We start from the raw sequence: 22,913 nt of genomic DNA on the forward strand, positions 1-22,913 counted from the left end.
GTCACGGTGCGCACGGTCGCCGCAGCCGACGACCGTGCGCACCGCCGCGCCGCACAGCGGACCGGGACGTCGGAGCGGGAAGCGCGGGCGTCGGCCCTCAGAACACACGCATCGGGATCTCGGCGGGGTCGGCGAGCAGACCGGAGATCTCGTCGTCCAGCCGGACCAGCGTGACGGAGGCTCCGGCCATGTCGAGCGAGGTGCAGTACTCGCCCACGTAGCTGCGCCCGATCTCGATGCCCCGCCCGGCCAGTTGCCGGTGAGCCCGCCCGTACACCAGGTAGAGCTCGCCGATCGGTGTGCCGCCGAGGCCGTTGACCATCAGGGCGACGCGGTCACCGGAGACGTACGGCAGGTCGTCGACCACCGCGTCGACGAGTTCGCTCACCATCGCGTCCGCGGACCGGAGCTTCTCGCGCCTGCGACCGGGCTCGCCGTGGATGCCCACGCCCATCTCGACCGCGTCCTCGGGCAGTTCGAACAGCGGCGACCCCTTCGCCGGCGGCGTGCAGGCGGTGAGCGCCATGCCAATGGAACGGGTGACGGAGTTGACCTTCTCTCCGATCCGGTGCACCTCGTCGAGGTCCGCACCCCGCTCCGCGGCCGCGCCGACGGCCTTCATCACGAAGAAGTTGCCGGCCACCCCGCGCCGGCCGACGGTGTACGTCGAGTCCTGCACGGCCACGTCGTCGTCGATGAAGAGAGTACGGACGGTCACCCCGTCGGCCTGGGACAGCTCCTCCGCCATCTCGAAGGCCATCCGGTCCCCGGTGTAGTTGTTGACGAGCAGCAGCACACCCTTCGCAGAGGCGACCAGCTTGACCGTCTCGTAGACGGAGTCGGCCGGCGGCGCGGCGAACACGTCGCCCGGACAGGCCGCGTCGAGCATTCCCCTGCCGACGGTCATCACGTGCGCCGGCTCGTGACCGGACCCGGAACCCTGCACGATGGAGACCTTGTTCTCCCGCGGGGCGTCGGCGCGCATGATCAGGTTGTACTCGGGGACGTACTTCAGTGTCCCGGGGTTGGCCAGAGCCAGCCCCTCCAGCATCTGCGCCACGTAGTCCTTGGGGTCGTTGACGAACTTCTTCATCCCGCCACTCCTTCGTGGTGCCGGTCCCGGATCCTGGCGGGGCCGTCCGAAAGCCGGGCCCGTCGTCCGCCGTCAGTCGCGCGCGTCCCACTCGGCCGCGACGCGCTCCGCCATGACCGCGACCGCCACCGCGCCCGGGTCCGGCGAGCCGATGCTGCGCTCACCGGTGTAGCTCTGCCGGCCGCGTCGGGCCCGCATCGGTGTCGTCGCGTCCGCCGCGGTACGTGCCGTCGTGGCGGCCAGCCGGGCGAGTTCCGCCGCGCCGGCCGCCGGTCCGTCGCCGGCCAGCCGCTGTTCCAGCGCGTCGGTCATCGGTATCAACGCGTCCAGCAGCGTCTTGTCGCCGAGGTCGGACCTGCCCCGCGCCTTGATCCCCTCGGCCGCGGCCCGCAGCATGGCCACCGCGTCCGCGGCCGTCGGCTCCGGCCGGTCCTTCACCGCCCCGGACGCCCTCAGAAAGGCTGTGCCCCAGAGCGGCCCCGACGTGCCGCCGACTCGTTTGGAGATCACCAGAGCGACCTTCTTCAGGAAGTCGGCCGGTGAATCCGCCGCGAGGGCGTTCCAGTCGGCGAGCACGATCTCGAAGCCGCGGGCGAGTGAGTACCCGAAGTCCCCGTCGCCCGCGACGGCGTCGAGGTCACCGAATGCCTTCTCGTTGTCGACGGCCGTCCGGGCCATGGTCCGGACGACGAAGGCGAGGTCGCCGACGGGTGGCGATGGCGATGGCATGATTCTCCTGACTGCCGCGACGTCATTGCGAACGAGGATGCGGACCGGGCGGCGCGGCGCCGGGCGGCCCGGTCGGACCCGATGTGGTGGAGCCCTCGTCGCCGCCGGCGGTGAGCAGGGCGGCCAGGTCGGCGAGCGCCACCCATGGCCCCGGGCGGACGCCCAGCGGATCGCTCAGCACCCGGGTGACGGTCTCCTCCGGCGACGGATCGCCGAGCGAAGTGACCACCAGGGAGGCCCCTGTGAAGTCCTCCTCCCCGGTGTAGGCGCTGGTCGTGACGGCGCAGACCAGTCCGGCACCGAGTGCGGACAGCATTCCGTTGCGGCTGTCCTCGATGGCGACGGCCGACTCGGGAGCGAGGCCGAGCCGCTGCACGGCGAAGGCGTAGATGTCCGGTGCGGGCTTCTTCCGCTGGACCACGTCCCCCGCGAACACGCTGAAGTGGGAGGCCAGTTCGGAACCCATGGCGAGTTCGAGCACGCTGCGGACGGACGCCTCCGCGGAGGTGGAGGCGACAGCGAGCGTCCACCCGGCCTCGTGTGCCTCCGCGGCGACCCGCCGTACGCCGGGCCTGGGCGGAATGCGTCCGCTGCGGATGATGCCGGTGTAGATCTCGGTCTTGCGCCGGTGCCAGCCCTGGACCCGCTCCTCGAGTGCGGCCGGGTCGGCGGGCAGACCGGCGGCAGCGACGAAGTCGGGTGTCAGGAGTGTCCGCATCCTCTCCTTGCCGCCGCCGACCTTCACCTTCTCCGCGTACTCCTGGTTGCTCCACCGCACGGGCAGCCCGAATTCCGCGAAGGTCTCGTTGAACGCGGGCAGATGTCCGTGGCGTTCGGTGTCGGCGAGGACTCCGTCGCAGTCGAAGACGAGCGCGGGCATGGCCTCAGCCCACCCGCCCGGCGCTGCCGAAGAGCCTCATCAGGGAACCGGCCAACTCGATGACATCCTGGCGGACGGCCCGGAAGAGCGACGGCGGATCCCATTTCTGCCGCTCCGCCGCCGTCTCGAGGAAGGCCAGACCGGACTTCATGAACGTCTCCTTGAGCGCGGTCGAGATGTTGACCTTCGCGCACCCCCGGGAGATCAGGTCACGGAACTGCTCGTCGGACAGTCCGCTGCCGCCGTGCAGCGCGATCGGTACCGGATGGGCGGCCACGAGATCGGACACGCGCTGCGCATCGAGCACCGGTGCCTGTCTGTACGACCCGTGGGCGTTCCCGATCGCCGGTGCGAAGACGTCGACCTGCGTGGTCCGCAGGAACTCCAGCGCGACCGAGAGATCCTGCTGCCGGGCGGCCGTGTCGCTGCCGACGCCGTCCTCCACACCGGTGATCGACTCGATTTCGCCCTCGACCGCCGCCCCGTACGCACGAGCCTCCGCGACGACCTCGACGGTCTGCCGCATGTTCTCCTCGACCGGCAGCGTGGAGGCGTCGAAGAGCACCGAGTTCCACCCCCGCCGCAGGCACTCGGTGATGACCTCGCGTTCCGGACAGTGATCCAGGTGCAGGGCGACAGGAACCTCGATGCCCGCGGTCATCGCGGTCCACATGGCGTAAAGCACGTCGCTGCCGATGGACTTGACCGTCTTCACGGACGTCTGCACGATCAGCGGCGACGCGTTCTCCACGGCAGCGGCCAGTACGGCCTCCAGCGTGAGGTCGTTGAACACGTTGATGGCGGGTACGGCATAGCGCTCGTCGAATGGCGCGGAGAGAATCTCCGGCAGCGGTGTCACACCCATGGCACCTCCACGGTTGCGCCCCCACCCCCTCCATTCCACGCCCGTGCGTCACGCCCCGCCACTTTTAGCCCGGGTCCGGGCGGATCGCGGGCGGTTCACGGTGCCCGCGGGGCAGTCGTCAGCGGCCGGGGAACGCGCGGGCGTACTGCGGTGGTGCGGGCACGGTGGCGCCCAGGGAGTGAGCGGCGTTGCGGGGCCAGTACGGGTCGCGCAGCAGTTCTCGCCCGAGGAAGACGGCGTCGGCCTCACCGAGGGCGATGATCTTCTCGGCCTGTTCGGGCCGGGTGATGAGGCCCACGGCCGCGGTGGGGATGCCGGTCCGTGCGCGCACCTGCGCCGAGAAGGTCACCTGATAGCCGGGGCTGACGGGGATGGTGGCGTCGGGCACGATGCCGCCGGTGGAGACGTCCAGCAGATCCACTCCGTGGGCCATGAGTTCCCGGGCGAGGTGCGTGGTGTCGTCGACGGTCCAGCCGGGCCGGGTCTCGGTGCCGTGCCCGGCGAGCCAGTCGGTCGCCGACGTGCGGAAGAACAGCGGGAGTTCCTGCGGCCATTGGGCGCGGACGGCGTCCACCACCTCCAGTGCGAAGCGCATGCGCCGTTCCAGGTCGCCGCCGTAGGCGTCGGTGCGGTGGTTGGTCTGGGGGGAGAGGAAGGAGTGGACGAGGTAGCCGTGCGCGCCGTGGATCTCCAGGGCGCGGAACCCGGCCAGGTGCGCGCGCCGGGCGGCCTGCGCGAACTCGTCGACGACCGTGGTGATGGCGTGGGTGGTGAGTTCGTGGGGCGCGGGGACCGTTCCGAACGCGATCGGACTCGGGCCCACCCGCCGCAGGCCGGGGCGCGGCGGATGGGCGTCGGACCAGGGGCGTCCGATACCCGCCTTGCGGCCGGGGTGGTTGAGCTGGATCGCCGGTACCGCACCGGAATCGCTCAGTGCGCGGACCACGCGGGCGAAGGCCGGCGGTTGCCCGTCGTTCCACAGTCCGAGGTCGTAGGCGCTGCTGCGGCCTTCCGCGCTGACGGAGGTGGCCTCCACCATGACCAGGCCGGCTCCGCCCACCGCGCGCGAGACCAGGTGCTGGAGATGCCAGTCGGTGGGTGTGCCGGTCTCCGGGCCCTGGGCAGGTGCGGAGTACTGCATCATCGGCGACATCCAGACCCGGTTGGGGATCGTCACGCCACGCAGGGTCAGCGGCTGGAAGAGCTGGCTCACGGAATCTCCAGGGAGGACGGGACGGCTACGAGACCGGTCGCAACGCCCCGGAGACCCTGTGCGGCGCGCGAGGCCACCAGAAAAGTGTCACCGCACGGGGTGCGGGACGCATCTTGGCGGCCCGGCGGGTGCTGGGGCCACGCGGCCTCCAGGGCTCCCGCGGGAGTGCTCGGAAGAACCATCGGCTGTGGATCAATAAAGACGCTTTCGTGAATTTTTCCGCAGGCTTGCGGTCACTCGTTTGCCGCACATCCGCGGGAGCTGACCAGCGTTAATGGAATATGACCCAAGCAAGTCTTTTTGACCCGTCGCTCTCCGGAGCGGCGGTGGAGAGCCCGTCCGCGGCCCGAGCTGTGACGTTCGGGCGATACACCTACATGCCCGCTGCCGCGTCCTCGTCGCCCGATGGGGACGTTCCGGCTGTCACCCGGCCCTGATCCGACAGGGCGGAATTTTCTGTGAATGACGACTATCCGGATCTCTCCTTCGCTCGATATGAACAACCTCCCGTATACCCCGGTGGGACGGGTACCGGCCGGCACGGCGGTCCCGCCGACGCCCTGTACGAACAGGGCTGGGACCCGGTCGAGGAGCTCACCTACCTCCTGCAGGACGCCGCGGCGGCGGAGCAGGAGGCCACCGTGCCGCCACCCCGCAGCGAGCCGTCGTACGGCGACGAATTCATCAGTGAACCGATGGACAACCTGGCGCAGATCACTGCCGAGTTGCCGCCCATCCGACGCTCCTCGGCCGGGCATCGGAAGGTGCGGGTCCGTAAACCCCGCTTCACCTGGCTGCAGACCGTGAGCTTCGTGATCGCCGCGGTCGCCGCGGTCATCGTGTCGATGGTCAGTGTCTTCGGTGGAATGGTGGCGTACGCGCCTCTGCGGCACATCGCGTCCACCACCCAGAGCGGCTCGGGGCCCTGGTGGCCCCTTCTCGTGTACGGCCCCTGGATGGTGGCCTCGCTCTCCGTCCTGCGAGCCGCCCTGCACCAACGCCGTGCCGTGCACTCGTGGTACGTCGTTCTGCTGTTCTCCTCCGTCGCCATGATGTTCTGCGTGGCCGACGCCCACAAGACCATCACCGGTGTGGCCGCGGCGGTCGTACCGGCCCTGGCGTCCCTGACCTGCTTCCAACAACTGGTCCGTCAGATCACCCTGACCCGACCACCCCGCCAGCACACGTCGCGCCATCGGCAGCGCCAAGACCCCCCGCCCCCAGGGCGTGTTGAGGGCAAGAGCGGTTCGAGCACCCGGAAACCGCCCCGCCCCTGATTCGCCCCGCCGTCCTCCGGTCAATTCCTCCATGGGGCTCCCCCTGCTGGGCAGGGGGAGCTGACCAGCAGGTCAGCAGCGGTGACGAGATCCCGTCCCCGCTTCTTCGGATGCCGTCCCGTGCGGGAAGCACGTCCGGCGGCGACACGGCGTGGAGAACGCCGGTCGTCGGTCGTACGCGCGGGCGTCAGACCGGCGGCGGCACGAGATGCCGCACGGCGGGTGCCTGCTCCGACAGCTCCCGTGCCTGCTGGATCAGGTCCGCGTCGTACCCGGTGATCCGGCCCTCGTGCTGACGGAGGTGCTCCTCCCAGGAGGGCACCTCGAAGACCTCGACCCAGGAACCCTCGTCCTCCGCGTCCCGGTACAGCGACCAGTGCGAGGCGCCGGTGCGACGCCGGGACACGGCCAGCGACGACATCGCCTCCGTGAAGGCGGCCACCCGCTCCGCGGCCACCCGGTACGTCACCTCCTCGAGCACGGGACCCTTGAGGGAACCGGCACTCGGGCCGCCCGCGCACGCCCGCCGGCCGCCCCACGACGTCTCAACGCGTCGGCCGGTCCGCCGGCGGTGGAGCCGGTTCCGCGGTGGCCGCGGGCCGGGCCGCGGGCGTCGCCGGGGTGATGCCCCGGAGGGACACGTACCCGGCGAGCCGGGCCGCCGCGTCGAGCATCGCCACCCCGCGGGCGGTGAGCCGTCGCCGCCAGTCGTCGAGGGCGGCGGACAGCGCCTCGGTGCCGCCGGCCGTGCGGATCTGCCGCACCACCGTGCGGATGTGTTCCAGCGGATGGCCGCCGCGCCTGAGGAGGTGGGCCAGTTCCGCGTCGCGGACGTCGGGGGCGCCGTACGAGCGATGTCCGGTGACCGGCTCCCGGACGGGTGTGAGGATGCCCGCCGACTCCCAGTTGCGGAGGGTGGCCGCGGTGACGCCCAGGCGGCGCGCGAGTTCGCCGATACTGAGCGGCTCGCGGCCGGGGGGAGCGTGCCCGGCGGGACCGGGGCCGGAGATCAGATGCTCGACGGCCTGTCCGACCGCGTCCAGCGTCCCCCGGTCGCGCAGCAGTTGGGCGTGGCCTCGGTCGACGGCCGTCAGCGCGGCGTCCAGTTCGCCCGCGTTGAGCGACCGCATGATCTGCCCGCCCTCGGCATGACCGTGGGCCTGGACGAGCGCCAAGTAGGTGCGCAGGGCCACCGCGTGGGTCTCGGTGTAGGTCCGGTAGCCGGACGGGGTGCGCTCGGCGAGCGGGAGGAACCCGTCCCGCTCGTAGTTGCGCACCGCCTGGGTCGAGATGCCGTGCTCGCGGGCCAGATCGAACGGGCGCAGGTACTTCATGGTTTGAGACTTTAGACGACCGCTCCTGGGATACCTTCCGAAAAGTCTCAACCAGCCTTGCAGGGATACGCTTGAGACCCATGAACCCGGAAGTTCAGGAATTCGCCACCACGTCGTACGACGAAGGCGTGCCGCGTCCGGCACACGGGAGGGACACCGCGACGGCCGGCACGGGGACGGACACTCGGCCGCCCGCGCAGCGTGCCGCCGACAGCCACGATCTGATCCGTGTCCACGGGGCACGGGAGAACAACCTCAAGAACGTCCACGTCGAGATCCCGAAGCGGCGGCTGACGGTGTTCACCGGAGTCTCCGGATCGGGCAAGAGTTCCCTGGTGTTCGACACGATCGCCGCGGAGTCGCGACGGCTGATCAACGAGACGTACAGCGCCTTCGTCCAAGGCTTCATGCCCACCCTGGCGCGGCCCGAAGTCGACGTGCTCGACGGACTGACCACCGCGATCCTGGTCGACCAGCAGCCGATGGGCGCCCACGTGCGCTCGACGGTCGGCACCGCCACCGACGTCGGCGCGCTGCTGCGCATTCTCTTCAGCCGGCTCGTCGAGCCGTACATCGGCACGCAGAAGGCGTTCGCCTTCAACGTCGCCTCGGCCGACGGGTCGGGCGTGCTGGTGGTGAACGGCAAGAAGACCGAGAAGGAGTTCAGTGTCGTCGGCGGCATGTGCCTGCGCTGCGAGGGCCTGGGCAGCGTCTCGGACATCGACCCCGCCCAACTCCTCGACGACTCCAGGTCCCTGGCCGGCGGCGCGATCACCGTCCCCGGATGGAAGGCCGACGGCTGGGTGGTGCGGTCGTTCACCGAGTCCGGCTTCCTCGACCCCGCCAAGCCGATCCGCGAGTACACCGAGCAGGAGCGGTACGACTTCCTGCACCGGGACCCGGTCAAGGTCGAGGTGAGGGGGATCAACACCACCTACGAAGGCCTCCTCGCGCGGGTGCGGAGATCCTTCCTGACCAAGGACAAGGAGACGCTCCAGCCGCACATCCGCGCCTTCGTGGAGCGGGCGGTGACGTTCTCGGTCTGCCCCGGGTGCGATGGCACCCGGCTCAGCGAGACGGCCCGGTCCGCGAAGATCGACGGCGTCAGCATCGCCGACGCCTGCGCGACGCAGATCAGCGACCTCGCCGCGTGGGTCCGTGGGTTGACCGACCCGTCGGTCGCGTCGCTGGTCACGGTGCTCGCCGAGAACCTCGACTCGTTCGTCGAGATCGGCCTCGGCTACCTCTCGCTCGACCGGTCGTCGAGCTCGCTGTCGGGCGGTGAGGCACAGCGCACCAAGATGGTCCGCCACCTCGGCTCCGCGCTCACCGACGTCACCTATGTCTTCGACGAGCCCACCGTCGGCCTGCACCCGCACGACATCCAGCGCATGAACGAGCTGCTCCTGCGACTGCGCGACAAGGGCAACACCGTGCTGGTCGTGGAGCACAAGCCGCAGACGATCCTGATCGCCGACCACGTCGTCGACCTCGGACCGCAGGCCGGCCCGCGCGGCGGCGAGGTGGTCTTCGAGGGCACCGTCGAGGGGCTGCGGGCCGGCGGCACCCTCACCGGACGGCACCTGGACGACCGGGCCTCGGTGAAGCCGTCGGTGCGCGAGCGGTCCGGTGTGCTGGAGGTGCGCGGCGCGAACGCCCACAACCTGCGCGACGTCGACGTGGACCTCCCGCTCGGCGTACTCACCGTGGTCACCGGGGTCGCGGGCTCCGGCAAGACCTCCCTGATCCACGGCTCGGTGGCCGGCCGGGACGGCGTGGTCACGGTGGACCAGTCGCCCCTCAAGGGCTCCCGTCGCAGCAACCCGGCCACCTGCACCGGCGTGCTCGAACCGATCCGCAAGGCGTTCGCCAGGGCCAACGGTGTCAGGCCCGCGCTGTTCAGCCCCAACTCCGAGGGAGCCTGCCCCACTTGCAAGGGCGCCGGCGTCATCTACACCGACCTGGCGATCATGGCCGGTGTCGCCACCGTCTGCGAGGAGTGCGAGGGCAAGCGGTTCCAGGCGTCGGTGCTCCGGTACCGGCTCGGCGGCCGGGACATCAGCGAGGTGTTCGCGATGCCGGTGACCGAGGCGGCGGAGTTCTTCCGCCGTGGTCCCGCGCGTACGCCGGCCGCGACCGCCGTCCTCGACCGGCTCGCCGACGTCGGCCTGGGCTATCTCGGCCTCGGCCAGCCGCTCACCACCCTCTCCGGCGGCGAGCGGCAACGCCTCAAGTTGGCGGGCCACATGGCCGGGACGAGCAGCGTCTACATCCTCGACGAGCCGACCAGCGGCCTGCACCTGGCCGACGTCGAGCGGCTGCTCGCCCTGCTCGACCGCCTCGTGGACGCCGGCAGGTCGGTCATCGTCGTCGAGCACCACCAGGCGGTCATGGCCCACGCCGACTGGATCGTCGACCTCGGCCCCGGCGCGGGTCATGACGGCGGCGAGGTCGTCTTCGAGGGCACTCCGGCCGAACTGGTCGCCGCCCGCTCCACCCTCACGGGCGAGCACCTCGCGCGCTATGTCGGCGCCTGAGGCGACGCGCACACGCGCTTGAACGGCCTTCGCCCTGTCGGCGGAGGGGTGGGAGCGTCCGGCGCCGCGGGGGTACTGAAGGCGTCGACATCGTCGCGGGCGGGGCTCGGCGGGGCGCACGGCTCCGTCCGCGGTCGGGGAGTACGGGACAGCCCTTAGCGGTTGCGGGTGATGGTCTTGTGCTCGACGTAGCCGGTGAGGCCGACCTCGCCGTACTCGCGGCCGAGACCGCTCGCCTTGTAGCCGCCGAACGGGCCGTCGAAGCTCATCGGTGAGCCGTTCACGGTGACCGTGCCGGTGCGCAGCCGGCGCGCGACGGCCAGGGCACGCTCCGGGTCCGCGGTCCAGACGCCGCCGGACAGGCCGTACTCGGAGTCGTTCGCGATCCGTACGGCGTCGTCCTCGTCGTCGTAGGCGATGACCGCCAGGACCGGGCCGAAGATCTCCTCCTGGGCGATGCGCATGGAGTTGTCGACGTCGGCGAAGACGGTCGGGGTGACGTAGTTGCCCTTCTCCAGGCCCTCGGGGACCTGCGGGCCGCCGGTCACCAGGCGGGCACCCTCCTCGATTCCGACGGTGATGTAGTCGATCACGCGCTGCTGCTGGTCCCGGCGGATCATCGGACCGATGAACGTGTCCGGGGCGGAGGGGTCGCCGACCTTCAGGGACTCGACCATCTCCTTCAGCGCGGCGACGACCTCCTCGTACCGGCTGCGGGGGGCGAGGATGCGGGTCTGCAGAATGCAGGCCTCGCCGTTGTTGCCGAGCGAACCGAAACGCAGGCCCTGCACGGCCGCACCCAGGTCCGCGTCCTCCATGATCAGTGCCGCGGACTTGCCGCCCAGCTCCAGACCGACCCGCTTGAGGTGCTCACCGGCTATCGAGGCGATACGCCGGCCGGCCCGCGTCGAACCGGTGAAGGAGATCTTGTCCACGCCGGGGTGGGAGACGAGGTACTCACTGGTCCCACGGTCCGCCGGAAGAATGCTGAGGACGCCCTCGGGAAGCCCGGACCGGTGCCAGAGGTCCGCCAGCAGCATCATGCTCAGGGAGTTCTCGGGGGAGACCTTGAGGACCACGGTGTTGCCGGCCAGCAGGGCCGGGATCAGCTTGGCGGTGGCCGCCGAGAACGGCGAGTTCCACGGGATGACCGCGGCGACCACCCCGATCGCCTCCCGCCGCACGATGGTGTCGAATTCCACCGACGCGTCCGAGGGCTCGACGACCTCCTCCCACCCGAACTCCTCGGCCGCCCTGAGGTACGCGTGGACCTGACGGGTCAGGAACGGCTGGCCGGCCCTGGTGAACCAGCCGGCCGAACCGTTCTCCACCGAGATGGCCTCGGCGACCTCGTCGGCGCGCGCCGCGCGCAGGGCGTCGTAGCGGCGGACGATCTCCTGGCGCTCCTCGGGCGTGGTGCGCGGCCAGGGACCGTGGTCGAAGGCCTCGCGGGCCGCGGCGACGGCCGCGTCCACGTCGGCGGGCGCGGCCTGCGCCACGGTGCCCAGCACGGACTGGTCGTGCGGGGAGCGGATGTCGAGCCGCAGGTCCGGGTCACTGGGGTCGGCCCAGGAGCCGCCGATGTACAGCTTGTCGCGCACAGCCATGTCTTTTCGGTTCATGTCTTTCTCGGCTCCTTCAAGTGAGACGTGCTGGTGTCAGGCGGCGGCGGAGGGGTTCGTGGGGTAGTCCGTGGAGTGGCTGACCTCGGCCCACTCCTTCGCCTCGGCGAGACGGGCCTCTTCCGAGCGGATGGCGATCCCCAGCGCGTCGCTGCCGAGCAGAAGCCGGCGCGGGGGCTCCTCGGCGTCCACCGCGCCGAGGATCGCGCGGGCCATACGGTCCGGGTCGCCGGGCTCGTTCCCGGCGTACTTCGCGAACATGGCCAGCCACGCGCCCACCGTCTGCTCGTAGTCGGGGGTCACCGGCCCGGACGGCTCCGCCGCGCCCGCGGCCCAGCCGGTGCGGATGCCACCCGGCTCGACGATGGTGACCTTGACACCGAACGGGGCCACCTCGCCCGCGAGGACCTCGGAGAAGCCCTCCACGGCGAACTTGGCCGTCTGGTAGGCGCTCAGACCGGGCGTGCCGCCCACGCGTCCGCCGATGGAGGAGATCTGTACGACGTGCCCGGACCGCCGGCGGCGCATCACCGGCAGCACCGCCCGGGTCACGTTCACCACGCCGTACAGGTTCGCCTCGACCTGCGCGCGGAACTCGTCCTCGGGAAAGTGCTCGATCGAACCGCTGGTGGCGTAACCGGCGTTGTTGACCACCACGTCGACCGACCCGAACCGTTCCACCGTCGCGGCGACCACGTCCCGGCACTGGGACGCGGAGGTGACGTCCAGCGCGACGGTCTCCAGTCGTTCCCGGTGGTCCGCTCTCAGGGAGGCCAGCGCCTCCGGCTTGCGGGAGGTGACCACGACCTGGTCGCCGGCCTCCAGAGCGGCGAGGGCCAGAGCCCTGCCCAGGCCCTGCGAACCACCGGTGATCAGCCAAGTCCGTGACATCGCGTACTCCTCATTTCGTGGGATCTGTTCACTGCTCGCTCCAGGTCGCGACTCCAATGTGGATTCTTCGACAATAACTACAACATCTCTGTTGCGGTAGCTCCGAGTGGTGCGCCTCACAGATGACTATTGGGGAGTGAAGTGCAGCGATGAGTTTTGGGCGGGGATCGAGTCTGTTCCGGTGAGCGTCGTGGGATGTCGGACGACGCCGCCCGGCACGACACACCGCGGAGGACACCATGACGACCACGCCCGGCCACGCGAGCAGCGCCCTCACCGGCAAGCCGCCGGTCGTCGACCTGGCCACCTGGCAGGCGGCCCGCGAGGAGCTGCTCGTCCGCGAGAAGGCCCACACCCGCGAGGGCGACGCCCTCGCCGCGGCCCGCCGCCGGCTGCCGATGGTCGAGCTCGACGGGACGGTCGAGGTCGTCGGACCCGACGGCCCGGTCCCGTTCCTGGACCTGTTCCAGGGCCGCGACGAGCTCGTGGTCTACCAGCACATGTGGCACGACGGCGCGCCGCACCAGGGGCAGTGCGAGGGTTGCACCACCACGGCCTGGCACCTGAAGGACGCCGTCTATCTCAACGCCCGCGGCGTCTCGCTGGCCATCCTGACCACGGGCCGTTGGGACGAGGTGGCCTCCTACGTCGAGTTCATGGGCTACACCCAGCCCTGGTACTCGGTGCGCGACGTGGAGGCGCCGGTCGGCGGCGGAATGGGGCACATCGCCTGCTTCCTGCGCGACGGCGACCGCGTGTTCCTGACGTACTCCACGACGGGCCGTGGCAACGAGGCGGTCAACGGGTCCCTCGCCCTGCTCGACATGACGTCCTACGGTCGCGGCGAGGCGTGGGAGGACAACCCCGACGGCCGGACCGTGCTCGGCGACGTCCGCGAGGGGCACCCGGCCGTGGGCCGCCAGGCCTGCTGGTACTGGCGCTCGGACGCCGACGGCGTCGCCACCTGGGGCCCGACCAGCCGCCCCGTGCCGCAGTGGAGCCGCCCCGGCGCGACCCCCGTGGAGACCCTCGGCCGCCACGGCCACCACCACTGACGAGTCTTCCCCGACGACGCCCAGGGCCGCGGACGAGGAGCCCCCTCATCCCAGCCCGGGCACTCGGGAGATCAGCAGGTCGATCAGCTTGATGCCGACGAAGGGCAGGACGAGTCCGCCGAGGCCGTACAGCATGAGGTTGCGCCGCAGCAGGTCGTGCGCCGACGACGGCGTGTAGCGCACCCCCCGCAGCGCGAGCGGGATCAGCGCGACGATGATCAGCGCGTTGAAGATGATCGCCGAGGTGATCGCGGACGTCGGGCTGTGCAGGCCCATGACGTTGAGCGACCTCAGGCCCGGGTAGGCACCCGCGAACATCGCCGGGATGATCGCGAAGTACTTCGCCACGTCGTTGGTGATGGAGAAGGTCGTCAACGCGCCCCGCGTGATGAGCAACTGCTTGCCGATCTGGACGATCTCGATGAGCTTGGTGGGGTTGGAGTCCAGGTCGACCATGTTCCCGGCTTCCTTGGCCGCCGAGGTGCCGGTGTTCATGGCCACGCCCACGTCGGCCTGGGCCAGCGCCGGCGCGTCGTTCGTGCCGTCCCCGGTCATCGCGACGAGCTTGCCGCCCTCCTGCTCGCGTTTGATCAGCGCGAGCTTGTCCTCCGGGGTCGCCTCGGCCAAGTAGTCGTCCACACCCGCCTCCTCGGCGATGGCGCGGGCGGTGAGCGGGTTGTCGCCGGTGATCATCACCGTACGGATGCCCATGCGGCGCAGCTCGGCGAAGCGCTCACGGATCCCGTCCTTGACCACGTCCTTGAGATGGATCAGGCCCAACACCCGGGGGCCTTCCCAGTCGTACACCGCCACCAGCAGCGGGGTGCCGCCCGAACCGGCCACCGCATTCGCGAACGACCGCGCCTCGGGCGGTACTTGGGCCCCGTACATCTCCATCCACTCGATCACCTGCTGGGCGGCGCCCTTGCGGATCGCGCACACCGCACCGTTGTCCCAGCGCAGGTCGACGCCGCTCATCCGGGTCTGCGCGCTGAACCTCACCCACCGGGCATGGTGCAGCTCCCCCTCGGCGGGCGCCCGCAGCCCGTACCGCTCCTTCGCCAGTACGACGACGGAGCGGCCCTCCGGTGTCTCGTCGGCCAGGGACGACAGCTGGGCGGCGGCGGCGAGTCGGCCCTCCTCGACGCCGGGCAGCGGGACGAAGGCGGCTGCCTCGCGGTTGCCCAGGGTGATGGTGCCGGTCTTGTCGAGGAGGAGGGTGCCCACGTCGCCCGCGGCCTCGACCGCGCGGCCGGACATGGCGAGCACGTTGCGCTGGACGAGCCGGTCCATGCCCGCGATGCCGATCGCGGACAGCAGCGCGCCGATCGTCGTCGGGATGAGGGTGACCAGGAGCGCGACAAGAACGGTGGTGGACTGGGCGGCGCCGGCGTACTCGGCCATCGGCTGGAGGGTGACGACCACCAGGACGAAGATGATCGTGAGCGCGGCGAGCAGGATGTTCAGCGCGATCTCGTTCGGGGTCTTCTGCCGGGAGGCGCCTTCGACGAGAGCGATCATCCGGTCCAGGAAGGAGTGTCCGGGGCGGGCGCTGACGCGGACGACGATCCGGTCCGAGAGGACCGTGGTACCGCCCGTGACCCCACTGCGGTCGCCGCCCGACTCGCGGATGACGGGCGCGGACTCCCCCGTGACGGCGGATTCGTCGACGGCCGCGACGCCGTCGATGACGTCGCCGTCGGCAGGGATGACCTCGCCGGCCTCGACCAGGACGACGTCGAGCGGTCTGAGGCCGGTGGCGGCCACGGCCTCGGTGTCGGCGTGGTGCGGGTCGGTGCCGTAGTTCCAGTGCCGGAGGCGCAGCGCGACCGTGTCCGTACGGGCTTTGCGGAGCGATTCGGCCTGCGCCCTGCCGCGGCCCTCGGCGACGGCCTCCGCGAGGTTCGCGAAGATCACCGTCAGCCACAGCCAGCCGCTGATGACCCAGGTGAAGAGGGTGGGGTGGAGTACCGCGGACAGGGTCGTGAGGACGGCTCCCACGGACACGACGAACAGCACCGGGTTCTTCACCAGGGCCCGCGGGTGCAGTTTGCGCAGTGCCTCGGGCAGGGACCGCACGAGCTGGGCGGGTTCGAACAGTCCGCTCGGCGCCCGGCGTCTCATCCCTCCCTCCGATTCGGGGACGCGGGACGGCGGGGCTTGCGGGGGAGCGGCGGGAATCATCGGGACCTTCGAGCCTCGGTGGGAACCGGGCCGGTGCGCTGCGCACGCCGACGGCCGGTCGAGCTGACACGGGTAGGGGTGGCCGCCGGGCTCCGCGGTGCCGGGGCCCCGGCACCGCGGAGCTGTGCACGGACGTCGGCGACGGGATGACGACGAGAACGCCGCCGCGTGCTCGGCCGCCGGGAGGCCATGCGAATGCCTTCGGGCGAGAAAGGCATCCGAGACCGCTCCAGGAGGAGCGTCGTCAGGCCACTGACGTCCATGGCCTTTCCGGCGGCCGACGGGAAATCTAGCCGGGCCGTGCCCTCGAACTGCCCCTCCCACCAGGGAATTTGCGCTTCCCTTACGGCGCGTCGGAGGCAGACGTCAAGGCTCCGTCATGGCAGGCGGGGAAAGCGTCAGGAGAACATCAACGGAGGGCTTCGGAGGCCGAAAGCGGTCACAGACTGGGTGGCGGGGGGACACGGGCGACCATCCGTGGCGTGACGCTGGAGGGTTCGTGACCTCCCCCGAGTTCTCGGCTTGCCTCGAACAGGGGGATTTCCACGACCGTCACCACGCGCAGTCCTGAGCGGGGGCCGGGACTGTCGTCCAGCCATAGCGCGGACGGTCGCCCCGCCCGGGGGGTTCGCCCGGTCCGCGGCCAGGAAGGGGGCCGCGGACCGGGCGCCCGTGGGCGTCCCCTCCGTCGTGAGGCCGTGGCCGCGTGGGCCGCTCCGCGTCGCCGCTCCCGGGCCACCGCGCCCGCGCGGCCGCGTCTCCTGCGCGTGGTCACGGCCTCACCGGCCGGGACCCGCCGTCCGGGCCGGGCGGCCCACGGTGGAGACGCTCGGCAGGGACGTACACGACCCTCGGCCGGCCGGGCCCGGGGCGACACGCGAAAGGCTTTCCCTCATGAATGACTCCGACCTGACCGCTCTGAGGGACCGGGCCGAGAGGGGCGACGAGGACGCCGTCGACGAACTGATCGAACTCGCCGTCGAGCGCGGTGATGTGGCGGAGTTGCGGCGTCTTTCCGACGCCGGGAACTCCACCGCGACGGACCAGCTGATCGAACTCGCCGTCGAGCGCGGTGATGTGGCGGAGTTGCGGCGTCTTTCCGACGCCGGGAACCCCACCGCGACGGACCAGCTGATCGAACTCGCCGCCGAGCGCGGTGATGTGGCGGAGTTGCGGCGTCTTTCCGACGCCGGGAACCCCACCGCGACCGACCAACTGATCGAACTCGCCACCGAGCACGACGAATTGGGCGAACTGCGACGTCTTGCCGACAAGGGCGACGCCACCGCCGCCGAGCAGCTCACCGAACTCCTCGCCGAGTGACGTTCCCCCACGGCATAGCTCTAGTGACGGATGTTGATCTCGTTGTGGATGTTGCCGACGTTGAAGTCGATCAGGCCGCCGCAGGCGAGGAGGCAGAACCCATTGGCAGGCGGAGGCACCGGCGCGGCGGAGATCACTACCGTGGCCTCCGCGTTCGAAGCGCTGCAGTTGTCGTTGCCGTTGTAGGCGGCGGTGATCGTGTGCGAGCCGACGGTGGACAGATGGGCCGAGTAGACGGCTGTCCCGGTGGCGGTGACGGGCACGGTGTCCAGAATGTCGCCACCGTCGAAGAACGTCATACCGAGTCCGCCGCTGGGGTCGCCTGTGCAGGTCACCGTCGCGGTCAGATTCACCGGTTGCCCGATCGACGCGGCCGAAGGCGATGCCTGGACCGCGGTTGTCGACGACACTGCCGCTTCTGCCGGTGAGGCAAGGGCCATCACGGCAGTCACCGCGGCGATCGTGAACAGATTCGAAGCGGCCCGGTTTTTCCGACGTGTCACTGTTTCGACTCCTTGATCGATCGCTGTCCGAGGCTTGCACGCTGCTCGGGGAGTGTCACAGTAGGGTGCGAAGTTCCGCATTATGTGACAAATCTTCGCGATCGGTTGATGTGGTCAAGGAGGTTCCCTCGGATGGGCCCGGCCGCCCGTCCGGAGTGGCTAGATGTCCGGGGGCGGCACACGCGTGTACGTGCGGGAGTTGCTGACGCCGCCGATGGTGGTGACGTTGACGGAGACGGGCCCTGCCGGTCCCGGCGGTGCGAGTGCCACGACGGTGGTGTCGGACAGCACGGTGAAGGCGGCGGGTGTGGCGCCGAAGGAGACGGTGCTGGTGGTGGTCAGAGCGGTCCCGGTGAGCGTGATGCCGGCGCCCGCGTCCGTCGGTCCCTGGGCCGGGGAGAGGGCGGTGAGCACAGGTGCCGCCACGTAGGTGTAGATCACGGTGTTGCTGGTGCCGCCCGGTGCGCTGACGGTGACGGGTACCGCTCCTGTCCCGGCGGGCGTGACGGCGGTGATCTGTGTGGCGGAGTTGACGGTGTAGGTGGTGGCCGGGTGGGTGCCGAAGGTGACCGCGGTGGCTCCGGTCAGGCCGGTCCCGGTGAGGGTGACGGTGGTGCCGCCCGAGGAGGGGCCCTGGTTGGGTACGACGGCGATGAGGGAGGGGGCGTTCAGGTAGAAGAAGTAGACGGGGCCTGTGGTGCCGCCGACGGTGGTGACGGTGACGGGTACCGCTCCTGTCCCGGCGGGCGCGACGGCGGTGATCTGTGTGGCGGAGTTGACGGTGTAGGTGGTGGCCGGGTTGCTGCCGAAGGTGACCGCGGTGGCTCCGGTCAGGCCGGTCCCGGTGAGGGTGACGGTGGTGCCGCCCGAGGAGGGGCCCTGGTTGGGAGCGACGCTGGTGAGGCCCGGAGTGGCCGCGTAGGTGTAGGTGAGCGAATTGCTCGTCCCGCCGGGGGACCTCACGGTGACCGGGACGGCGCCGGTGCCGGGCGGTGTCACCGCGGTGATCTTCGCCGCGGTGTCGACCGTGTAGCTGAGGGCTGCGGTGGTACCGAAGTTGACCGCAGTGGCTCCGGTGAAGCTGCCGCCGTTCAACGTGACGGTGCTGCTGCCGGCCGAGGGCCCTGTGTTGGGGACGACCGAACTCAGGACGGGTGCGGCGGCGGCGACGCTCGGCCTTACCGCCTGCGCCGCGAGATCACTGTCTTTCACGGTGTCTCCGTATGGTGTGGCTCCCCCTGGAACAGGGCGGGGGATTACTGGTCGGATCGGGGCCACCATCGATCACGCGGGCTCCGACCGGGTCGAGAGGAACGCTCGCAGTCGGGTCGGGGCGTGGTGACCGGTCAGGCGGGTGGGGCCCCCGGTCCGGAGTGGTCCGGACCGGGGGCTTGGGGGTGGATGCGGCGCCCTGCGGGTCAGCTCATCCGCTCAGAGCAGGACATCTGTCGCCGACGGGCAGCCGCATCCTTGACGAGGGGTCAGATGCCGGGCCCGGCAACGTAGGTGAACGCGTCCGCGCCGGTCGCGCTGCCCGCGTCGTTGGTCACGACGACGTCGACCGCGCCGGCCGTTCCGGGAGGCGTGACGGCCGACACCGCGGTGTCGGAGATCACGGTGAAGGGTGCCGGGTTCCCGTCGAAGGTGACGGCGGTGGTGCTGGTGAGGCCGGTGCCGGACACGGTCACGGTCGTGCCGCCGGTCGTCGGCCCCTCCGCGGGGGTGACCGCCGTCACCGTCGGGGCGGCGACGTAGGTGTACGAGAGCCCGTTGTTGGTGCCGCCCGCCGTGGTGACACTGACTCCCACGGCGCCCGCGGCGCCGGCCGGCGCGGCGACCGTGATCTGGCCGTCGGACACGACCGTCGGGACCGCGGAGTTGGCGCCGAAGGCGACGCTGGTGGCGGTGGACAGGCCGGTGCCGTTGATGGTGACGGTCCCGCCGCCCGCCGTCGACCCGGAGGTCGGGCTGAGGGACTGCTTGAACGGCGCCCCGACGTAGTAGAAGGGGATGGGGTTGCTCGTCCCGCCGGGCGTGGTCACGGTGACGCCGACCGCTCCGTTGCCGGAGGGGGAGACGGCGGTGACCTGGGTGGGCGAGACGTTGGTGACGGCGGTCGCGGACCGGGTGCCGAAACGCACCGCGGTGGTGCCGCTGAGGCCGGTGCCGGTGATGGTGACGAGTGTGCCGCCGCCACTTGATCCCTGGTTCGGACTGATAGGCATGAGAGATTCCTCCTCGCCCGCAATGCGGTACATTGCGAGAGGTGATGGGGACGTTCGGATTCGCGTACGTCTCGAGTGGTGGCGAGTCGGCTCTCGTGTCCACTGGCCAAGTGGTAATTCGGTGGCCCTGCCGTGACGCTCGGGCTTGGCGGAATCAGCCGCCCGCCTGATACGCGGGGCCATCGAGGAACACCGTTGTCCAACGCCGGCCGACGCTGGATGAGCGGTTCGCTCGGACGCCATTCGAGAATTCGCACATCCGTCGAAATGGACATGGCGAGTAACCCATTCGAGTGGCCCTGGCCGCAAGGTTACTGACGGGATGCGAGCCATTTGGCTGAGCGCTCAGGGGTGAAATGCGGAGCATTAACGGTGCATAAATGAAGAGCTGTTGGTATTTTTGTATTATCCGCGGAACGTGAATTGAGCGGTCTGTTTCATTGACCGACAGTTGTAGGGGCCTCCGGAAATTCCGGGATGTTCGCGCCGGACACGGCGACGGCGAGCGGGATGCCCTGGGCATCGGCCAGCACGTGCAGCTTGCTGCCCTTCCTGCCGTGATCGACCGGGTTACCTCTGAGCCTTGATTGATGCGGCCGACCTGGCGGCCCGCTCGATCTTCGCGCAGTAGGCCGCGCGGGCTTCTTCATCGATCTGCTGCTCGTTCTCGGCGCGCATCCCGGTCCGGCCGTCGAGGCCCTCGCGCAGGATATCGGCGTGCCCGGCATGCCGGATGGTCTCGCCGAGGACATGGACCACGACGGCGAACAGGTTCGTGTTGGTATAAGGCTCTGGCCACCACGGAACGTGGCCGGGGGCGTCGAGGGGAAGCTCGTTGATCGTCGCGTCCGAGTGTTCCCACGTGCGCCGGTAGAACCCGATGATCTGATCGCGAGTCTCGTCCTCGGCCGCCCACAGATCGCTGCCGTTGGAGTCCTGCCACCGGGGCAGCGATTCCGGGGAAGGGCGGTCGAAGACCTCGCCGAAGTACCTTGCCTCGACGGTGGCCACGTGTTTGACCAGGCCGAGGAGGTTGGTCCCGGTCGCGGTCAGAGGTCGGCGGGCGTCGTATTCGGACAAGCCGTCGAGTTTCCAGAGCAGCGCCTTGCGGTCCCGCCGCAGCCTCCCGTGCAGGCTGTCTTTCGCGAACTCGTCGATCATGCGGCATGAGCCTGCCATGGGCTGCTCGTGGTCTCAAGATCCCGTACGTGGTCCGCAACGACTGGCAGAGCCGAGGCCAGACCATGACCGCCGCCCTGACCCGCGCTACAGGAAGGCGGTCTCATGTGATCGGGGGAACGCGCGGTCCCGCCGGCTCCGGGACCCCTCCGGGCGGCCGAGGTGACGCGAGGGCGGCGCGACGGCCGGCGGACTCCCCGCGCGCCGGCCCCGGTCCGCAGCCCGGAAGTTCGTCGGCGCGGCCTGCCTGGTGGCGGCCGCGCCGGGCACGCACCGACGCCGTCGTGACCGTCGTGCGCGGGGTGCCGTACCGGCTGAGCCTGTGACGGGCCGGGAGCTCAGCCGGTACGGGGTTACAGGAGACCGTCGGCGATGGTGCCGAGGGACAGTGCCGGCAGGAAGTTGAGCAACGCCAGGATGACCGCCGCGGCCGTGGCGAGGACGACGAAGTTGACACCCTGGGCGCGCAGCGTGCCGACGGTGACGACGCCCGGCTGCTGCTTCGCGAGCCGTCCGGCCAGGGCCAGTACGGCCACCATCGGGAGATACCGCCCCACGAGCATCGCGAACACCATCAGGAGATTGTGGAAGTCCGTGGCGCCGTTGAAGCCCGCCATCGCGCTGCCGTTGCTGTTGGTGTTGCTCGTGTAGGCGTAGATCAGCTCGGTGAGACCGTGCGCCCCCGGGTTGCCCATCGAGGTCTGCCCGTCGCCGAAGGCGAGCGCGACGCCCGTGCAGGCCAGGATGACCGTCGGCGGGATCAGCGCGTACACCACGACCCAGCGCATCTCCCCGAACCCGATCCGCTTGCGCAGGTATTCGGGCGTGCGGCCGACCATCAGACCGCCGATGAAGACGGCCACCAGCACCACCATGATCAGGCCGTACAGTCCGCTGCCCGTGCCACCGGGCGCGATCTCGCCGAGCATCATCGCGGACAGCAGCACCCCGCCGCCGAGACTGGAGAAGCTGTCGTACGAGGAGTTGGCCGCGCCGTCCGCCGAGCCCGTGGCCCCCACGCCGAACAGCGTCGAGCCGGGGACGCCGAAGCGGGTCTCGGTGCCCTCGTACGGTCCGCCGACCGCCTGGGTGACCGTGCCGGTGTGCGCGGACTGGGCCAGCGTGCCGGCCGCGAGGAGCAGGCCGAAGAGAATGCCGACGACCGTCAGCAGGGTCCAGCTCTGCTTCAGGCTGCCGATCATCCGGCCGAACATGCGGATGCAGGCCGTCGGGATCAGCAGCATCAGCACGATCTCGAAGGCGTTGGTCCAGGCGTTCGGGTTCTCGAAGGGGTGGGCGCTGTTGGCGTTGAAGACACCGCCGCCGTCACCGGTGAAGAGCTTGATCGGCTCCCAGGAGCCGACCGGTCCGTCGAGGATCGTCTGCTTGCCGCCCGCGACCGTGGTGACGGTGTGGCCGGCGCCGAGACCCTGGATCACCCCGCCCGCCATCAGGATCAGGCCGCCGACCACCGCCATCGGAAGCAGCACGCGGAAGATCGTGCGAAGGAGGTCCACCCAGAAGTTGCCGAGGTCGGCGGTGCTGCGCCGGACCAGCCCCCGCACCAGGACGAGCGCCACGCAGATGCCGACCGCCGCCGACGCGAACGCCTGGACGCCCAGACCCGCCATGACGGCGAGGTGCCCGGTGGTGGACTCGCCGGCGTAGTTCTGCCAGCTGGTGTTGGTCGTGAAGGAGACGGCGGTGTGCAGCGCGAGCCGCCACGGCATGCCCTCGTGGCCCGTCGACCAGGGCAGCTTGCCCTGGAGGGTGAAGAGGGCGAAGAGCGCCGCGATGCTCATCACCGAGAAGGCGAGCAGGGCGGTGAGGTAGTGCCGCCAGGTCTGTTCCCTGTCCGGGTCGATGCCGCACGCGCGGTAGAGGGCTCTCTCCCCGCGCCGGTGCCGGCCGCCGTCGAGGGCTCGGGCCATGTAGTCGCCGAGCGGAACATGCAGCCCCACCACCACGGCGAGGACGAGCGATGCCTGGATCCAGGCCGCCAT

The 22,913-nt window shown here is 70.4% G+C and carries 19 protein-coding genes; 4 read left to right on the forward strand and 15 right to left on the reverse strand.

All coding sequences use genetic code 11. From position 1 onward, the window contains the following. Positions 1-97: 97 nt before the first annotated feature. The 5 genes from dhaK to OG199_RS38010 form a co-directional block, all read right to left on the reverse strand. Entirely contained in the window at positions 98-1,093 is a 996-nt protein-coding gene (gene dhaK / locus OG199_RS37990; RefSeq protein ID WP_405833388.1) for a dihydroxyacetone kinase subunit DhaK, read from the reverse strand. Between the two features lie 72 nt (positions 1,094-1,165). Continuing rightward, positions 1,166-1,822, reverse strand: coding sequence for a dihydroxyacetone kinase subunit DhaL (gene dhaL, locus OG199_RS37995; protein ID WP_356798933.1), 657 nt, complete (start codon positions 1,820-1,822; stop codon positions 1,166-1,168). A 22-nt stretch (positions 1,823-1,844) separates the two neighbouring features. Next, complete coding sequence (locus tag OG199_RS38000) at positions 1,845-2,702, reverse strand: HAD-IA family hydrolase (RefSeq protein ID WP_405833390.1); 858 nt, start codon at positions 2,700-2,702, stop codon at positions 1,845-1,847. Positions 2,703-2,706: 4 nt separating this feature from the next. Then, entirely contained in the window at positions 2,707-3,567 is an 861-nt protein-coding gene (locus tag OG199_RS38005) for a class II fructose-bisphosphate aldolase (protein WP_356798929.1), read from the reverse strand. A 118-nt stretch (positions 3,568-3,685) separates the two neighbouring features. Next, a complete protein-coding gene (locus tag OG199_RS38010; protein WP_405833393.1) occupies positions 3,686-4,780 on the reverse strand; it encodes an NADH:flavin oxidoreductase/NADH oxidase in 1,095 nt (364 codons plus the stop codon). A 458-nt stretch (positions 4,781-5,238) separates the two neighbouring features. Between OG199_RS38010 and OG199_RS38015 the strand changes: the two genes are divergently transcribed. Then, a complete protein-coding gene (locus tag OG199_RS38015; protein ID WP_356798925.1) occupies positions 5,239-6,057 on the forward strand; it encodes a DUF2637 domain-containing protein in 819 nt (272 codons plus the stop codon). A 187-nt stretch (positions 6,058-6,244) separates the two neighbouring features. Here OG199_RS38015 and OG199_RS38020 read toward each other — a convergent pair whose 3' ends face one another. Together OG199_RS38020 and OG199_RS38025 are read right to left on the reverse strand one after the other, a co-directional pair. Beyond that, entirely contained in the window at positions 6,245-6,538 is a 294-nt protein-coding gene (locus tag OG199_RS38020) for an MFS transporter (RefSeq protein ID WP_405833395.1), read from the reverse strand. A gap of 64 nt (positions 6,539-6,602) precedes the next feature. Then, positions 6,603-7,391 carry a TioE family transcriptional regulator gene (locus tag OG199_RS38025; RefSeq protein ID WP_356798921.1) on the reverse strand — a complete coding sequence of 263 codons (789 nt, stop codon included), beginning with the start codon at positions 7,389-7,391 and terminating at the stop codon, positions 6,603-6,605. An 80-nt stretch (positions 7,392-7,471) separates the two neighbouring features. Between OG199_RS38025 and OG199_RS38030 the strand changes: the two genes are divergently transcribed. After that, positions 7,472-9,928: an ATP-binding cassette domain-containing protein gene (locus OG199_RS38030; RefSeq protein WP_405833397.1), complete on the forward strand. Its 2,457-nt coding sequence runs from the start codon at positions 7,472-7,474 to the stop codon at positions 9,926-9,928. 155 nt (positions 9,929-10,083) lie between these two features. Here the strand turns inward: OG199_RS38030 and OG199_RS38035 are convergent, their stop codons facing one another. Together OG199_RS38035 and OG199_RS38040 are read right to left on the reverse strand one after the other, a co-directional pair. Beyond that, entirely contained in the window at positions 10,084-11,535 is a 1,452-nt protein-coding gene (locus tag OG199_RS38035) for an aldehyde dehydrogenase (RefSeq protein ID WP_356799025.1), read from the reverse strand. Between the two features lie 51 nt (positions 11,536-11,586). Continuing rightward, on the reverse strand, positions 11,587-12,441 hold the full coding sequence (locus tag OG199_RS38040; RefSeq protein ID WP_405833399.1) for an oxidoreductase: 855 nt from the start codon (positions 12,439-12,441) through the stop codon (positions 11,587-11,589). Positions 12,442-12,680: 239 nt separating this feature from the next. On the opposite strand from OG199_RS38040, the gene OG199_RS38045 reads away from it, so the two are divergent. Beyond that, a complete protein-coding gene (locus OG199_RS38045) occupies positions 12,681-13,496 on the forward strand; it encodes a DUF899 family protein (protein WP_405833401.1) in 816 nt (271 codons plus the stop codon). A 45-nt stretch (positions 13,497-13,541) separates the two neighbouring features. Here OG199_RS38045 and kdpB read toward each other — a convergent pair whose 3' ends face one another. After that, the gene (gene kdpB, locus OG199_RS38050) at positions 13,542-15,620 is read right to left on the reverse strand and encodes a potassium-transporting ATPase subunit KdpB (RefSeq protein WP_405833403.1); all 2,079 of its coding nucleotides are present in this window, start codon (positions 15,618-15,620) and stop codon (positions 13,542-13,544) included. 954 nt (positions 15,621-16,574) lie between these two features. Here kdpB and OG199_RS38055 point away from each other — a divergent pair. Continuing rightward, the gene (locus OG199_RS38055) at positions 16,575-17,003 is read left to right on the forward strand and encodes a hypothetical protein (RefSeq protein ID WP_405833405.1); all 429 of its coding nucleotides are present in this window, start codon (positions 16,575-16,577) and stop codon (positions 17,001-17,003) included. Between the two features lie 20 nt (positions 17,004-17,023). Here the strand turns inward: OG199_RS38055 and OG199_RS38060 are convergent, their stop codons facing one another. The 5 genes from OG199_RS38060 to kdpA form a co-directional block, all read right to left on the reverse strand. After that, entirely contained in the window at positions 17,024-17,587 is a 564-nt protein-coding gene (locus OG199_RS38060) for an Ig-like domain-containing protein (RefSeq protein WP_405833407.1), read from the reverse strand. 78 nt (positions 17,588-17,665) lie between these two features. Continuing rightward, the gene (locus OG199_RS38065) at positions 17,666-18,718 is read right to left on the reverse strand and encodes an IPT/TIG domain-containing protein (protein WP_405833409.1); all 1,053 of its coding nucleotides are present in this window, start codon (positions 18,716-18,718) and stop codon (positions 17,666-17,668) included. Positions 18,719-18,987: 269 nt separating this feature from the next. Continuing rightward, entirely contained in the window at positions 18,988-19,731 is a 744-nt protein-coding gene (locus OG199_RS38070; RefSeq protein ID WP_356809993.1) for an IPT/TIG domain-containing protein, read from the reverse strand. Positions 19,732-20,301: 570 nt separating this feature from the next. Next, positions 20,302-20,892, reverse strand: a complete 591-nt coding sequence (locus OG199_RS38075) for a DinB family protein (RefSeq protein WP_405833412.1) — start codon at positions 20,890-20,892, stop codon at positions 20,302-20,304. Positions 20,893-21,263: 371 nt separating this feature from the next. Further along, complete coding sequence (kdpA, locus tag OG199_RS38080) at positions 21,264-22,913, reverse strand: potassium-transporting ATPase subunit KdpA (protein WP_356809598.1); 1,650 nt, start codon at positions 22,911-22,913, stop codon at positions 21,264-21,266.

It is taken from the genome of Streptomyces sp. NBC_01176, from assembly GCF_045039825.1.
GTDB lineage: Bacteria > Actinomycetota > Actinomycetes > Streptomycetales > Streptomycetaceae > Streptomyces.